14 protein-coding genes are annotated in these 14,704 nt (G+C 66.6%); 4 read left to right on the forward strand and 10 right to left on the reverse strand.

Annotation, left to right across the window (positions count from 1 at the left end; all coding sequences use genetic code 11):
• Window positions 1-27 precede the first annotated feature (27 nt).
• Both N7E70_RS24160 and N7E70_RS24165 read right to left on the reverse strand, forming a co-directional pair.
• Window positions 28-777 (reverse strand): crotonase/enoyl-CoA hydratase family protein, encoded by a 750-nt coding sequence (locus N7E70_RS24160; protein WP_184698758.1) that lies wholly within the window; start codon window positions 775-777, stop codon window positions 28-30.
• A 26-nt stretch (window positions 778-803) separates the two neighbouring features.
• The gene (locus N7E70_RS24165; protein ID WP_263007867.1) at window positions 804-2,582 is read right to left on the reverse strand and encodes an acyl-CoA dehydrogenase; all 1,779 of its coding nucleotides are present in this window, start codon (window positions 2,580-2,582) and stop codon (window positions 804-806) included.
• Window positions 2,583-2,909: 327 nt separating this feature from the next.
• Here N7E70_RS24165 and N7E70_RS24170 point away from each other — a divergent pair, with 327 nt between their 5' ends.
• The gene (locus N7E70_RS24170; protein WP_263007868.1) at window positions 2,910-4,106 is read left to right on the forward strand and encodes a glycoside hydrolase family 25 protein; all 1,197 of its coding nucleotides are present in this window, start codon (window positions 2,910-2,912) and stop codon (window positions 4,104-4,106) included.
• A 15-nt stretch (window positions 4,107-4,121) separates the two neighbouring features.
• On the opposite strand, the gene purD is transcribed toward N7E70_RS24170, so the two are convergent.
• The 3 genes from purD to N7E70_RS24185 form a co-directional block, all read right to left on the reverse strand.
• Window positions 4,122-5,399 carry a phosphoribosylamine--glycine ligase gene (gene purD, locus N7E70_RS24175; protein WP_263007869.1) on the reverse strand — a complete coding sequence of 426 codons (1,278 nt, stop codon included), beginning with the start codon at window positions 5,397-5,399 and terminating at the stop codon, window positions 4,122-4,124.
• A gap of 110 nt (window positions 5,400-5,509) precedes the next feature.
• The gene (locus N7E70_RS24180; protein ID WP_055978267.1) at window positions 5,510-5,782 is read right to left on the reverse strand and encodes a Txe/YoeB family addiction module toxin; all 273 of its coding nucleotides are present in this window, start codon (window positions 5,780-5,782) and stop codon (window positions 5,510-5,512) included.
• A complete protein-coding gene (locus N7E70_RS24185) occupies window positions 5,782-6,033 on the reverse strand; it encodes a type II toxin-antitoxin system Phd/YefM family antitoxin (RefSeq protein ID WP_263007870.1) in 252 nt (83 codons plus the stop codon). The genes N7E70_RS24180 and N7E70_RS24185 overlap by 1 nt, the downstream gene beginning before the upstream one ends.
• Before the next feature lie 101 nt (window positions 6,034-6,134).
• On the opposite strand from N7E70_RS24185, the gene ubiA reads away from it, so the two are divergent.
• Window positions 6,135-7,118: a 4-hydroxybenzoate octaprenyltransferase gene (gene ubiA, locus N7E70_RS24190; RefSeq protein ID WP_263007871.1), complete on the forward strand. Its 984-nt coding sequence runs from the start codon at window positions 6,135-6,137 to the stop codon at window positions 7,116-7,118.
• On the opposite strand, the gene N7E70_RS24195 is transcribed toward ubiA, so the two are convergent.
• From N7E70_RS24195 to N7E70_RS24205, 3 genes are all read right to left on the reverse strand, one after another.
• Window positions 7,119-7,685 (reverse strand): DUF6101 family protein, encoded by a 567-nt coding sequence (locus tag N7E70_RS24195; RefSeq protein WP_055978260.1) that lies wholly within the window; start codon window positions 7,683-7,685, stop codon window positions 7,119-7,121.
• Window positions 7,686-7,853: 168 nt separating this feature from the next.
• A complete protein-coding gene (locus N7E70_RS24200) occupies window positions 7,854-9,284 on the reverse strand; it encodes an FAD-binding oxidoreductase (RefSeq protein WP_263007872.1) in 1,431 nt (476 codons plus the stop codon).
• A gap of 15 nt (window positions 9,285-9,299) precedes the next feature.
• Window positions 9,300-10,238: an L-threonylcarbamoyladenylate synthase gene (locus N7E70_RS24205; RefSeq protein ID WP_442866528.1), complete on the reverse strand. Its 939-nt coding sequence runs from the start codon at window positions 10,236-10,238 to the stop codon at window positions 9,300-9,302.
• Window positions 10,239-10,438: 200 nt separating this feature from the next.
• Here N7E70_RS24205 and N7E70_RS24210 point away from each other — a divergent pair, with 200 nt between their 5' ends.
• Window positions 10,439-10,831, forward strand: coding sequence for a hypothetical protein (locus N7E70_RS24210; RefSeq protein ID WP_263007874.1), 393 nt, complete (start codon window positions 10,439-10,441; stop codon window positions 10,829-10,831).
• 123 nt (window positions 10,832-10,954) lie between these two features.
• Here the strand turns inward: N7E70_RS24210 and glyS are convergent, their stop codons facing one another.
• The gene (gene glyS, locus N7E70_RS24215; protein WP_263007875.1) at window positions 10,955-13,246 is read right to left on the reverse strand and encodes a glycine--tRNA ligase subunit beta; all 2,292 of its coding nucleotides are present in this window, start codon (window positions 13,244-13,246) and stop codon (window positions 10,955-10,957) included.
• Between the two features lie 201 nt (window positions 13,247-13,447).
• Here glyS and N7E70_RS24220 point away from each other — a divergent pair, with 201 nt between their 5' ends.
• Window positions 13,448-13,621 (forward strand): hypothetical protein, encoded by a 174-nt coding sequence (locus tag N7E70_RS24220; protein ID WP_156381304.1) that lies wholly within the window; start codon window positions 13,448-13,450, stop codon window positions 13,619-13,621.
• A gap of 46 nt (window positions 13,622-13,667) precedes the next feature.
• Here the strand turns inward: N7E70_RS24220 and N7E70_RS24225 are convergent, their stop codons facing one another.
• Entirely contained in the window at window positions 13,668-14,612 is a 945-nt protein-coding gene (locus N7E70_RS24225) for a glycine--tRNA ligase subunit alpha (RefSeq protein WP_055978445.1), read from the reverse strand.
• Window positions 14,613-14,704: the final 92 nt, after the last annotated feature.

The following is a 14,704-nucleotide window of genomic DNA, read 5'->3' on the forward strand; positions in this document are numbered from 1 at the left end:
GCCCTCCCCCGTCCGGGACGGACAAACTCACTTCTTGCGCGTCATGAAGGCGACGAGTGCGGCGCGTGCCTCGTCCGACTTGAGCCGGGCGCGGAAGTGCTCACCTTCCACCTTGATGCGGGCAAAAAGCTCCGAGCGGTCGCCGCGCATCAGGTCGCGGGCGATCTTCAGCGCTTCCGGCGGCTTGGCGGCGATGTCGCGGGCCGCCGCCAGCGTTGCCGCCTCCAGCTCGTCTTCCGCCACGACCTTGTAGATCAGCCCGGCAGCGAGCGCCCGTTCTGCCGCAAACCCCTCGCCCAGGCCGAGCAGCGCAAAAGCGCCCTGGCGCCCGAGCACCTGCGGCGCGAGCAGGCTCGACCCCGCCTCCGGCACCAGGCCGAGATCGACGAAGGGCGTGCGAAACACCGTGCGCGGCGTGGCGAAGGTCAGGTCGCAATGCAGGTTGATGGTCGTACCGATGCCGACGGCGATGCCGTCGACGCCCGAAACCACCGGCTTTTCGGTCCTGGCCAGGGCGAGAAGGAAATCCCACACCTCGCCGCCGCCTTCGCCACCGGTGGCGATCGTCATGAAGTCGGCCAGGTCGTTGCCGGCCGAGAACGCGCCTGGCACGCCGAGAAAGACGTGGACGCGCACGGCCTTGTCGGCATCGCCGGCGGCAAGCGCCGACGCCATCTCGGCATACATGGCGCGGGTGATCGCGTTCTTCTTGTCCGGGCGGTTCATCCGGATGATCTGCACGGCATCCTGCCGTTCGATGACTATATGGTCGCTCACGTCAGACTGTTCCTCGTCCCAGAATCTTATGCCGAAACCAGCGCCTTGGCGGCTTCGCGCAGGCTCGCCGCGCCGCCGGTGACGCGATCCTTGAGTGCGGCGGTCTCGCCGAGCAGGTTCTCGGCGAAGAACCGGCACAGCGCGATGCGCCCGGCATCGCCCTCGGCAAGGGCGGCGCGTGCCAGGTAGGCGCCGCCGGCAGCCAGCGCGAACAGCCTCAGATAGGGCGTGGCGCCGGCCAGGGCGTCGTCGGAGCGGCCGTCCTCGAGCAGCTTCTGCAGGAAACGCGTCGTCTGCTGCAGGTCGTCGAGTGCCTGCTCCAGGCAGATGGCGCTGCGGCCGTAGTCGTCGCTGTTCAGTGCCGCGACCGCATTGGCGACCGCGTCGAGCTCGCCGATATAGTCGAAGACATGGTCGCCATTGCCGAGCGGCAGCTTGCGGGTGACGAGGTCGATCGCCTGGATGCCGTTGGTGCCCTCGTAGATCGGGGCGATGCGGGCATCGCGCAGCAGCCGCGCCGCGCCCGTCTCCTCGATGAAACCCATGCCGCCATGGACCTGGACGCCGAGCGAGGCGACGTCGACGCCGACATCGGTGGCAAAGGCCTTGGCGACCGGGGTCAACAGATTGGCCCGGTCCTGCCAGTGCGCCTTGGCTGTGCCTTCCGAGACGCTCGCCATGTCGATGGCATGGGCGCAGGAATAGGCGATGGCGCGCGCGCTCTGGGTCAGTGCCTTCATGGTCAACAGGTTGCGCTGCACGTCGGGGTGATGGACGATCGGCGCCATGCCTTCGCCGCTGTAGCCCGAGGCCTTGCCCTGGCGGCGGTCATTGGCATAGGCGAGCGCCTTCTGGAACGCCGCTTCCGCCACCGCCACGCCCTGCATGCCGACGGCGAGACGGGCATTGTTCATCATCGTGAACATGCAGGCGAGGCCACGGTGCTCCTCGCCGATGAGCCAGCCGACAGCGCCGGGCTCGCGGTCCTTTGCGAAACCGTCGCCATAGATCATGGTGCAGGTCGGCGAGGCGTGGATGCCGAGCTTCTCCTCGAGCCCGGAACAGAACACATCGTTGCGCGCGCCCGGCTGGCCGTCGTCGTCGAGCAGGTATTTCGGCACCAGAAACAGCGAGATGCCGCGCGTGCCGGCGGGTGCGTCGGGCAGCCTGGCCAACACCAGGTGGACGATGTTGCCGGTCAGGTCGTGCTCGCCATAGGTGATGAAGATCTTCTGGCCGAAGATGCGGTAGCTGCCGTCGCCGGCACGCTCGGCGCGGGTGCGCAGCGCGGCAAGGTCAGAGCCCGCCTGCGGCTCTGTCAGGTTCATGGTGCCCATCCATTCGCCGGAGACGAGCTTTTCGAGATAGGCCGCCTTCAGGTCCTCCGAGGCGTGCTTGTCGAGCGCCTCGACCGCGCCCATGGTCAGCGTCGGGCCGAGGCCGAAGGCCATCGAGGCTGAATTCCACATCTCAAGCGTCGCGACGCCGAGCATCGTCGGCAGGCCCTGGCCGCCGAATTCCTCGGGACCGTTGAGGCCGTTCCAGCCGCCTTCGATCCAGTGCCGGTAGGCCTCCTTCCAGCCGGGCGGCATGGTCACCGCCGCTTCCTTGAGTTTGGCACCGGCCTTGTCGCCGACCTCGTGGAGCGGCGCCACCTCGTCGGTGGCGAAGCGGCCAGCCTCGCCCAGGATGGCGTCGACAAGGTCCTCGCCGAGGTCGCCGAAGCTTCCTGCATCGAGCGCGGCCTTCAGCCCCGCGACATGCTTCAGCGCAAAGGCAATCTCTTCCACCGGGGCGCGGTACATGACACTTCCTCCTGGTCATCCGGCGCGGCCCGCCGGCCGCCTTGCGCGACACACTATCCGCCTTCTTCCGCCGAGGGGAAGTGACTTTTTACGTAAACGTCAATTTTTTTGTGCAACTTTGAACTAAAGTCTGGCGCTGCCAAGGGCGGTGCAACAATCCGATTCAGCAGTGCTCGCCGGCGCGCTACCGCAAGCGCGAGGCAGACGTTACTCCGCCGAGCCCGCCCGCGCCGGATCCGTCCTCCCGCAGGCGACCCCGTCCAGCGACGGCAAATAGCCGCCATTGCAACCGCTGGGCGGTGGAGCTTCATCAGCTTTTCCTTAACCATGACGGTTCACGATCGGCTATCGGTCATCGGGGATCGCCGCTTGAGGGGATTGGCGTCTAGGTTTCGCAGGCTCGCGCTTTCAGCGATTGCCGCCGCATGCGCCACATTCCCGGTGACGACCCACGCCTCCGACTTCTCCGAACCTTGGAAGAAGGTCGACCGGGCGCTGGTCATCGACGCCTACGAATACAACTCCATCGACTGGCAGAAGCTCGCCGGCGACAAGCGCATCGTCGGCTTCATCAACAAGGCCTCCGACGGGCTGCCGCCACCCTACTCCTGCTCCGGCGAGGAAACCGCCTACAGGCTGTGCAAGGCGCTGTGGAAACGCCATGCGGTGGCGCGCGAACTGTTCCACACCCGCAGGACCGTCGCCAAGGCGCTCGGCCTCAAATGGGGCGCCTACCACCTCGCCCGCCCCGGCAATCCGATCGAGCAGGCTGAGAACTTCCTCGACTTCGCCGAGCCCGGTCCCGACGACCTGATGGCGCTCGACATCGAGGAGAACGACCCGACGAAATGGATCTCGCTGGAAGATGCGGAAATCTTCGTCCGCCACATCTTCCTGCGCACCGGCCGCTATCCGATCCTCTACACCAACGGCACGACCTCGCGGTACATCGCCGACAACCGCTACCGCTACCGGCTGCTGTCGCGACTGCCGCTCTGGTATGCCCGCTACAAGCCCGAAATCGGCATCCACTTCCCGAAGGGCAACTGGCAGAGCTACACGCTGTGGCAATTCTCGGCACAGGCCAATTGCGGCATCCGCCGCTGCCCCTACCGCGTCGCCGGCACGCCCAACGACATCGACGTCAATGTCGCGCCCATGAATGCCGAAAGCCTGCGAAAAGCCTGGCCGTTCGGCCAGCTGATCGAATCGACCGACGAGTTCGTCGCATCAGTGCCGGTGCCGATCGCCCGCGAAAAGGGCCTCAAGGGCGAAAGCCGCATCACCTACGCCTCGGTCGCCTACCCGGTGCGCCTCGATCTTCTGGCGGAAGCGCTGCGCTCAAGCTGGGACAGGGCAGTTCTCGGCGCCGTGCCGGCTATCCAGCCGCCCGCACGCCGGTATGCCCACGGCATGGCAGAATATGTCGCCGCCAGGCTCGACGCCCGCCCCGATGCCGGCCGCAAGGTCGACTTCGACCCGGTCTCCACCGCCTCGACCGAGATGGACAGCGCCGGGCGTTAGTCCAGGGACCGTCGCCTAATTGACCTGTTCGCGGGCCACCGCGAGCCAGCCGATGTCGCGGCGGCAGAAACCGTCCGGCCAGTCGACCAGGTCGACGGCGGCATAGGCTTTGGCCTGCGCCTCGCTGACCGTGCGGCCGGTCGCCGTGACGTTCAGCACGCGGCCGCCATTGGCCACGATGTCGGCGCCCTGCACGGCGGTGCCGGCATGGAACACACGGGCGCCGGAAGCTTCGGCCTTGTCGATGCCGGCGATGACCGAGCCCTTTTCCGGCGTGCCGGGATAACCCTTCGCCGCCATGACGACGGTCAGGGCGGCCTCGTCGCGCCAGCGTGCCGAGACATGGGCGAGTTGGCCGTCGGCGGCGGCATTGAGCAGCACCAGCAGGTCTTCCTTCAGCCGCAGCATCAGCACCTGGCATTCGGGATCGCCGAAGCGGGTGTTGTATTCGATCAGCCTCGGTCCCTTGTCGGTCAGCATCAGGCCGGCGAACAGCACGCCGGCAAAGGGCGCGCCCATCTCGGCCATGCCGCGCATCGTCGGCTCGACGATCTCGCGCATCGTCTGGTCGATCAGTTCGGGTGTCATCACGGGAGCCGGCGAATAGGCGCCCATGCCGCCGGTGTTGGGGCCGACGTCGCCGTCGCCGACGCGCTTGTGGTCCTGGGCGGTGCCAAAGGGCAGCGCGGTCTTGCCGTCGCAGAGGCAGAAGAAGCTCGCCTCCTCACCGGTCATGAACTCTTCCACGACCACCGATGCACCGGCGCCGCCGAAGGCGCCGTCTAAGCAGCCGTCCACGGCGGCCAGCGCTTCGTCCAGCGTCATTGCAACCGTCACGCCCTTGCCGGCGGCAAGCCCGTCGGCCTTGATGACGATCGGCGCGCCCATCTTCTCGACATAGGCGCGGGCGTCGGCGGCATTGTCGAAGCGGCCATAGGCGGCGGTCGGAATGCCGTAGCGGGCGCAGAGGTCCTTGGTGAAACCCTTGGAACCCTCGAGCTGGGCCGCAGCCCTGGACGGGCCGAACACCCGGATGCCAGCGGCGCGCAGGTCATCGCCGATGCCGGCGACCAGCGGGCCCTCGGGGCCGACGACGACGAGGCCGATGGCCTTGTCCTTGCAGAAGGCAGCGACCGCGGCATGGTCGGCGATATCCAGCGCCACCAGTTCCGCCTCCTGGGCGATGCCGGGATTGCCAGGCGCGGCATAAAGCTTGGTCAGCATCGGCGATGCCGCGATCTTCCAGGCGAGTGCGTGCTCGCGACCACCGGAACCGATGAGCAGGACATTCATGCGCTTGACCTCTTGCCGATGCGGAATTTGATGCACCCGCTAGTGGCCGAGAGGGACGAGGTCAAGGAGAGAACGCGTTTCGCCCGCCATCAACCAAGAGTCAGGACCGGCTACCGGTCATAATGGTAGCGGCAGGCGGCGATCTCCAAGGCCTGCGCATCGCCCTTGCCTGTCACCCGATAGACGAGTCGATGTTCCCGCGTGATGCGGCGCGACCAGAAACCGGAATAGTTGCCGGAAAGCGGTTCCGGCTTGCCGATGCCGACGAAGGGCGAGCGCCTGGCATCCTTGATGAGCTCATTGATACGGTCGCAAACGGCTTTGTCTGCCTGCTGCCAAAACAAATAGTCAGACCAGGATGCTTCCGAAAAAATGATGCGCATCACTCGATGAGATCGCGTTCGACGCCGGAACCGGCATTGAGTTCATCAATGGAGCGCTGGAGATGTTCGGCGTTGGCGCGAGAGCTCAGCAAATGCAGTGTTTCGCGCAACCCTTCAAGCTCAGACAGGGCCATGACCACCACAGGCTCGTGATTCTGCCTGGTCACCACCAGTTCGGTCCGGTCCGCCTCGACCTTGTCGAGATATTTGGCCATGTTGGCGCGCAGTTCGGTAAGCGTTACATGGGTCATATCGACCTCCTCGATCACTTCTGTACATATATACGTACAGAAGACCAACAACAAGTTCGACGCGACTTGACGCAGGATTTGGCGCCTGCCACTCCATTTTTATGGAAACCATTCAGTCAAAAGCCGGCCAGGGCCGGGTCGCCGACGCCCCCAGCGGACATTGGGTTTACCGCGCCCTGCCGCGAGGCCTCTGGCCCTATGCGCAGCTGGCGCGCTGGGACCGGCCGATCGGCTGGGTGCTGTTGCTCTGGCCGTGCTGGTGGTCGGCGGCGATGGCGGCAAGCGCCTATGCCCGCCCCGGCGACAGCCTGATGTCGCTGTTGCCCTCGCCGTGGTTCCTCGTCCTGTTCCTCATCGGCGCCGTCGCCATGCGCGGCGCCGGCTGCACCTACAATGACATCGTCGACGAAGGCATCGACGCGCAGGTCGAGCGCACCCGCTCGCGGCCCCTGCCCTCCGGCCAGGTCACCCGCCGCCAGGCCTGGACGTTCCTCGTGCTGCAGGCGCTGGTCGGCCTGGTCGTGCTGCTGCAGTTCAACAGCTTCGCCATCCTGCTCGGCATCTCGTCGCTGGCGATCGTGGCGATCTACCCGTTCATGAAGCGCATCACCAACTGGCCGCAATTCGTGCTTGGCCTCGCCTTCTCCTGGGGCGCGCTGATGGGCTGGGCGGCCGAGTTCGGCGACCTCGACGCCCCGGCGGTGCTGCTCTATTTCGGATCGATCATGTGGGTGATCGGCTACGACACGATCTACGCCCACCAGGACAAGGAAGACGACGCGCTCGTCGGCGTGAAGTCGACGGCCCGCTTCTTTGGCGAAAACACCAAGTCGTGGCTGGTCGGCCTCTATGCGGGAGCGCTGATGCTGTTCGCCACAGCCTTTGCCATCGCGCAGGTGCCGATGCCGGCGCTGGCAGGACTGGTTGCCGCCGGCATACATATGGCGAGGCAGATCACTTCGCTCGACATCGACGATCCGGACCAGTGCCTGCGGCTGTTCAGGTCGAACGGCCAGGTCGGCTGGATCATCTTCATCGGCCTGCTCTGCGGCGGCGCCTGGGTGGCGCTGAAGCCGCTGATCTGATCACGCCCGGGCGATGATTTCTTCGCCGTCGATGACGAGGCGCACACCGAGCGTGCCCGACTTGCGACGGGCGAGGAAACGTGGCCGGCGCATGCGCGACACGCGGCCCTTGCGGCGGTCCTGCGGCGGCATGGTCTTGATCGCCGCACCAAGCGACTCCTCGAGCGTGCGGGCAACGCCGTCCGCCTCGATCAGAAGCATCGGCAGGTTGTAGAAGTCGGCCCAGGCGCGCCAGTCGGCGGCAACGTCGTCGAGGTCGTGGGCAACCAGCAGGGGCACCGACAGCATCGGGTCGTTGTGCAGCAGTTCGAGCGTCACCGTGACGTTGAGGTTCTCGTCCTCCATGGCACGCGCGGCGACACCGCGGAAGGCGCGGGCCGGCAGTGCGATGATGGCGGGGAGCCCGCTCTGCGCCAGCACCCGGCGAATGACGGCGCCGCGGTGGTCGATGGTGAAGGTGACGTCGCCAAGGTCGTCACGCGTGGCGTAGCTGACCATCTGCGGCAAGCGGAACGGGTCGAGGCGCATGTTGCGTCCCGCCCAGACTGGCTTCAGTCCGGTGTTCATATTGTGCCTTCCTGTTATCTCCTGAGAGCCGGTTTCCGGTCTCTCCGGACCAGTTTTCCCGGTCTCGTTGGGAAGGACACTAGCGGGGCCTCCTTACCGCCCCGCTTAAGAAATTCGGTTAAATTTTGCTGATCGCGGCGATGGTTATCGGAATGCCACCAGAGACGTTCAAATCGTCTTGCCGGGGTTCATGATGCCGGCAGGATCGAACGCCGACTTGACCCTGCGCATCAGCTCGATGGCGTGCGGCGGAGCGGTGGCGATCAACTCGTCGCGCTTGAGCTGGCCGATGCCGTGCTCGGCCGAGATCGAGCCGTTCATGCTGCGCACCACGTCGTGCACGGCCTTGTTCATGTCCCGGTACAAAGCGAGGAACGCCGCAGCTTCCATGCCCGCCGGCTGCGAGATGTTGTAGTGCAGGTTGCCGTCGCCCATGTGGCCGAAGCAGACCACACGCGCCTCGGCGCACACTCCGGCCACGGCCACCGCAGCCCGTTCGATGAAAGCCGGGATGCTGGCGATGGGCACCGATATGTCGTGCTTGATCGAGGCGCCTTCCGGCTTTTGCGATTCCGGCAGCATCTCGCGCAGGCGCCAGAACTCGTTCGCCTGGCCGAGGCTCGCGGCAATGACCGCATCGCCGACCTGGTCCGCCTCGAAGCCGGCCGACAGGATGTCCTCCATAAGCGTGCGCGCATCCTCGGCCGAACGGCCGGACGAGATCTCCATCAGCACTTCCCAGGCCCAGTCGCCCGAGAGCGGTGGCCGCGCATCGGGGATGTGGCGCATGGCAAAGCTCATCGGGGTGCGGCCGATGAGCTCGAAGGCAGTGAGCGCGCCGCCCCCAAGCTCCTGCGCGGTGTTGAACAGCGCCAGCGCTGCCTCGGCCGACGTCAGGCCGACCCAGGCGACTTCGCGCCCCTTCGGCTTCGGATAGAGCTTCAGCACGGCGGCGGTGATGACCCCGAGCGTGCCTTCCGCGCCGACGAACAGGTTCTTCAGGTCGTAGCCGGTGTTGTCCTTCTTCAGCTTGCGCAGGTCGTCGAACACCTCGCCGGTAGGCAGCACCACCTCGACGCCGAGGCAGAGCTCGCGCGCGTTGCCATAGGCAACCACGCCGGTGCCGCCGGCATTGGACGACAGATTGCCGCCGATCTGGCAGGAGCCTTGCGACGCCAGCGACAGCGGGTAGAGCCGGTCGACCTCGTCGGCCGCCTTGTGCAGCCTGTCGAGCACGACACCGGCTTCGGCGATCACGGTGTTGGAAACAGGGTCGATCTCCCTGATGCGGTTGAGCCGCGACAGCGACAGCACGACCTGGCCGCCCGAGCGATCAGGAACCTGGCCGCCGACGAGCCCGGTGTTGCCGCCCTGGGGCACGATCGGCGTGCGCGTCTCCGAGGCAAGCTTCATGATCGCGCTCACCTCCGCGACGCTGCCTGGCCTGAGCACCAGCGACGTCACACCGGCAAACAGGCCGCGCGGCTCGTGCACATAGAGCTCGATGTCGGCCTCGGCGCGAACGGCGTAGCGTGCGCCAACGATGGCTGCGAAGCGCTCGGCGAGCGCGGGATCGAGGCCGGGAAGATCTTGCGTCATCTCTTGAAGCTAAATTCAGACGTGGAGATTGTCACGCGGTGCCGCCGCGCGCGCCAGCCGATCGTTGATCGCTTCGCCAAGCTCGTCGGACGGCACCGGCTCGACGGCGATCGATGCGGCACCGCTGCGGTCGAGCGCCTGAAGGTGGGCGAAGAGGTTCGTCGCCGCCTCGCGCAGGTCGCCCGTCTCGGACAGGTTGAGGAAGGCACGCGCCTGCTGCCAGCCTTCGGCGCGCTCCGGGCCGAAACCGAGCAGCGCCTCGCCAGGACCGACGTTGCCGGCATTGAGCCGCAGCGCCGCACCCGGCGCATAATGCGAGGCGAGCATTCCCGGCGCTTCGATGCCGGCGGTGGCACCGCGCAGCAACGGCGTGCCGGCCAGTGCCTCGATTTCGCTGGCCGCGACACCGCCCGGGCGCAGCATGCGCACCTTGCCGTCCTCGACCTTGACGATCGTCGACTCCAGCCCGACCGGCGTTGAGCCGCCATCGACGACAAGCGGGATGCGGCCGCCGAGGTCGCTCGCCACGGCCTCGCCGCTGGTCGAACTGATCTTGCCCGAAGTGTTGGCGCTCGGCGCCGCCAGCGGCCTGCCGAGCCGTGCGATCAGCTTGCCGCCGAAGCCCATCGGCATCCTGAGCGCGATGGTGTCGAGCCCTGCGGTGACGAGCGGATGGATGCCCGCTTCGGGCCGCAATGGCACGACCAGCGTCAGCGGCCCGGGCCAGAATTTCTCGGCCAGTTTTCGCGACAGCGGATCGAACACGCCGATGCGCTCGGCCATGGCCATGTCGGCGACATGGGCGATCAGCGGGTTGAAGCGCGGCCGGCCCTTGGCCTCGAAGATGCGTGCGACCGCCTCGCCATTGGTGGCGTCGCCGGCAAGGCCATAGACTGTCTCGGTCGGGATGGCCACGACTTCGCCCGCGCTGAGCAGGGCCAGTGCCGCGTCCATCGCCTTGTCCGCTGCGATCAGTTCCGCCACGTCATAGCTTCCAGTTGAATGTCCCGGTCCCTAGCCCGCATCAGGCCGAGCGACAAGGCCGAGGCCCAAGATTTCAGCCATTGCCTAAAATGCGCGGCATCTTCGCAAGCCGGCTGCAACCGCCGGCGAGCTAGATTGCCCTCAAAGGTTGATTCAAGTCTGAGGGCTAAATGCGCCTGTTTGCTGCGTTTCTTGTTGCCGCCGTTTCCGGGTCGGCCCATGCGTCGTCGATCGTCACCGTCACAGGCGACGCGGCCAGCCCGTCCTCGATCTCGGTCGGACTGCCGCAATCGGCGTCCCGCTCGATCATCGCGATCGGCATGCCGGACATCGATACCGGCAAGGTCGCGGCGGTCGACGCCAAAAGCTCCGGCCCGCAACTGGCCCCCGAACTGATGGTCATTCGCGGTGGCGAAGTCGGCAGCGCTTCACCGGAGCCGGCACTGGCCTCGCCAGATGCCGCCACGCCAGCGCAGCAGGCGGCCGCCGGAGACCAGGCTGCCGTTCCGGCCTCGCCCGATGCAGCAGTCGAGCCAGCGGCGGCGCCCGCCGAAACGCAGTAGCCCGGCCCGACACCTCCCAGTCGACGCGCAGCACCATCCTGCACGGCGATCAGTTGATCGAGGCCCACCGCAACAGCGTCAAGGTCCCCCTGCGCGACGGAGGGCGGCCTGCGCCGCCCTGCCTCAGCCGGCGATCTTGGAGAAGTCGGCGACCTGGTCGGTCGCCGCGCGGATGCGGGCGAGCAGCGCCAGGCGATTTGCCCGCACGGCCAGATCCTCGTCATTGACGAGAACCTTCTCGAAGAACGCATCCACCGGTTCGCGCAGCACGCTCAGCGCGCGCATGGCGCCGGAAAAGTCTTCATTCCGTATGGCTTGGCCGGCTTCGCTGATGGCCTGATTCATCGGCGCGAACAGCGCCTTCTCCGCGTCCTCGCGGAACAGGCCGGGGTCGACGGCATCGGCGACGGCCGTGCCCTTCTTCTCCTCGGCGGCCAGGATGTTGGCCGCACGCTTGGTGCCGGCCAGCAGGTTCTTGCCGTCTTCGGTGTCGAGGAACTGCCCGAGCGCCTCGACCCGGCGGGTGACGGCCAGGAGGTCGTCCGCCTCGGGCGTGATCACCGCGTCGATCAGGTCGTGGCGGGCGCCGAGCTCGCGCAGATAGACCTTGAGGCGATCGTGGAAGAACGCCAGCAGGTCGGCCTTGAGCGCGCCGGCAGCCGCGATGACGTCCCGACGCAGCTCGGCCTCGTAGGCGGCGAGCGCGTTGTCGATGTCCTGCTCGCCATCGACGTCGCCGCTGTCGATCGCCGCCTGCGAGGCTTCGAACGCCACCAGCCGGCGCTGGACCGAGCCTTCCTCGAGCTGCGCAAGGGCCGCATCGAACAGTGCCTGCAACGGCAGGCTGCCGCGTGCCGACAGGATGATCCTGACGATGCCCAGTGCTGCGCGGCGCAGCGCGTAGGGGTCCTTCGAACCCGTCGGCTTCTCGTCGATGGTCCAGAAGCCGACCAGCGTGTCGAGCTTGTCGGCCAGCGCCACCGACACCGAAACCGGGTCGGCCGGCACGCGGTCGGAGGGCCCCTGCGGCTTGTAGTGCTCCTCCAGCGCTGCCGCCACCGACGGGCTCTCGCCCTGCAGCAACGCATATTTGCGGCCCATGGCGCCCTGCAGTTCAGGGAACTCGCCGACGACCTCGGTCTGCAAGTCGGCCTTGGCGAGCACCGCTGCACGGTCGGCCAGCTTCGGCTCGGCGCCGACCAGCGGCGCGATGGCGCGGGCCAGCCCGCGGATGCGCTGGACGCGCTGGCCTTGCGTGCCGAGCTTGGCGTGGAAGGTCACGCCGAGATGGTCGAGGCGGGCCATGCGCTGGTCGAGCGGCTTGCCGAGATCGAGCCCGAAGGCCTCGGCCGACGATTTCAGCGTGTCGAGGTCGGGCAGGTCGCCCTGGTCGGTGTTCCAGAAATAGAGCGCATCCGACAGGCGCGCGCGCACGACCTTGCCGTTGCCATGGGCGATTTCCTTGCCGCCATCGGTAGCCTCGATGTTCGAGGTCAGGATGAAGTGGTTGGAGAGCGCATCCTCCTGGCCCTGCGGCCGCGTCACGAAGCACTTCTGGTTGGCGCGGATGGTCAGGCGGATGACCTCGGCGGGGATTTCGAGGAAGGCATCCTCGAAGGTGCCCATCAGCACCACCGGCCATTCGACCAGGCCCGAAACCTCTTCCAACAGCCCCTCGTCCTCGACCAGTTCGAGCCCGCTGGCAAAGGCAAGGTTGCGCGCGTCGGCGACGACCATCTCCTTGCGGCGGTCGGCGTCGATGACCACCTTGGCCGCCTCCAGCTTTGCCGCATAATCGTCGAAGCGGCGCACCGTGATGGCGCCAGGCGCGTGGAAGCGATGACCGTAGGTGACGTTGCCGGAGCGGATGCCGTCGACCTCGAAGTCGATCACCACAGGCTCTTCAGTTTCGGGGCCGAAGGTGCAGACGATCGACTGCAGCGGGCGCACCCAGCGCAGGCTGCCCGGCTTGGCCGAGGCCGGGCCCCAGCGCATCGACTTCGGCCAGGGGAAGCTCTTGACGATCGCCGGCATCAGCTCGGCGACGATTTCTTCGGCCGCACGGCCGGGCTTCGAGATATGAGCGACGTAGAAATCGCCCTTCTTGGGATCGCTGTGGACATGCGCCTCCGAGATGGACGCCAGTCCGGCGCTGCGCAGAAAGCCCTGGATAGCCGCCTCCGGCGCCTTGGTGCTCGGGCCCTTGCGGTCCTCGCGGATGTCCTTGGAGCGAGCGGTCAGCCCCCTGACGTCGAGCGTCAGCCGGCGCGGCGTCCAGTATTCGCGCGCCGCCTCATAGGTCAGCCCCGCCTCGACCAGACCGTCGGTCAGCATCTTCCTCAGATCGCCCGCCGCCTTGCGCTGCATGCGCGCGGGGATTTCTTCGGAACGCAACTCTAGAAGCAGATCGGGCATCGGACGGGCTCACGCGGGAAATGGTCCGCGCGGCATAGCAACTCAGCCGCCCGCTGTCACCTTCCTGAACGCGTTCGGCAAAATTCCGTCGAGGTGTCGGGGCGTGGCCGGCGAATTCGTCCTTGGAATGAAGATTTCCATGAACCGAACGCTGCGCTGGAGCGACCCACGCTCAGACAGACACCTATTGGCAAAACGACGATGAAAACCGCCTCCGCCCTGCTCCAGATCCTCAGCCTCAGCGCCCTGCTCGCCATGCATGTGGCGGCGCCGGCCGAGTTCAGGATGCCCGGCGTGCGCAAGGCGCTGCAGACGATCAATGGCGAACCGCTGCAGCCACGCCTTCCGGAAGGGCTGGAACTCGCTGCAGCCTGATTGCCGCTTCGCGGCGACCTCCCCCATCAAGGGGGAGGTAAATAGCTCAAGCCGCCAGGCCGCCGGCTTCCGTCAACAAGAAAGCTTCGCCGCAAGCCTTGGACAGGTTGCGGACGCGCAGGATGTAGCTCTGGCGTTCAGTGACCGAGATCACGCCGCGTGCGTCGAGCAGGTTGAAGACGTGGCTCGCCTTGATGCACTGGTCGTAGGCCGGAAACACCATCTTGTGCTGGGCCAGGTTGCCGCCCTCGGCGGGCGCGCCGGCGGCCAGCAGCGCCTTGCACTCGGCTTCGGCATCCTCGAAGTGCCTGAGCAGCATCGCCGTGTTGGCGTGCTCGAAATTGTGCCTGGAATATTCCTGTTCGGCCTGCAGGAAGACCTCGCCATAGGTGACCTTGTCGTCGCCCTCGAGGCCGTTGAAGTTGAGGTCGTAGACGTTGTCGACGCCCTGGACATACATCGCCAGGCGTTCGAGACCGTAGGTCAGCTCGCCGGCCACGGGCGCGCATTCGATGCCGCAGACCTGCTGGAAATAGGTGAACTGCGACACCTCCATGCCGTCGCACCAGCACTCCCAGCCAAGGCCCCAGGCGCCCAGCGTCGGGCTTTCCCAGTCGTCCTCGACGAAGCGGATGTCATGGACCAGCGGGTCGATGCCGATCGCCTTCAGCGAGCCGAGATAGAGCTCCTGCAGGTTGGACGGGTTCGGCTTCAGGATCACTTGGTACTGGTAATAGTGCTGCAGGCGGTTGGGGTTCTCGCCATAGCGGCCGTCCTTCGGACGGCGCGACGGCTGCACATAGGCCGCGTTCCAGCGCCGCGGACCGAGCGCGCGCAAGGTCGTCGCCGGGTGGAAGGTACCGGCGCCCACTTCCATGTCGTAGGGCTGCAGGATGATGCAGCCCTGCGCGGCCCAGAAACTGTGCAGCGTCAGGATCAGCCCCTGGAACGAGCGGCTGGGGTGCATGTGGGCAGGCATGGTGTCGGTCACGGGCAACGCTCGATCATTGGCGCGCCCCGCAGCAAAACGGGGCCAGAGAGGCCCCGTCCTATTCCGCCCGAAGATATGGGTCAAGCAGCGGC

This window comes from Aminobacter sp. NyZ550 (assembly GCF_025628925.2).
GTDB lineage: Bacteria > Pseudomonadota > Alphaproteobacteria > Rhizobiales > Rhizobiaceae > Aminobacter > Aminobacter ciceronei.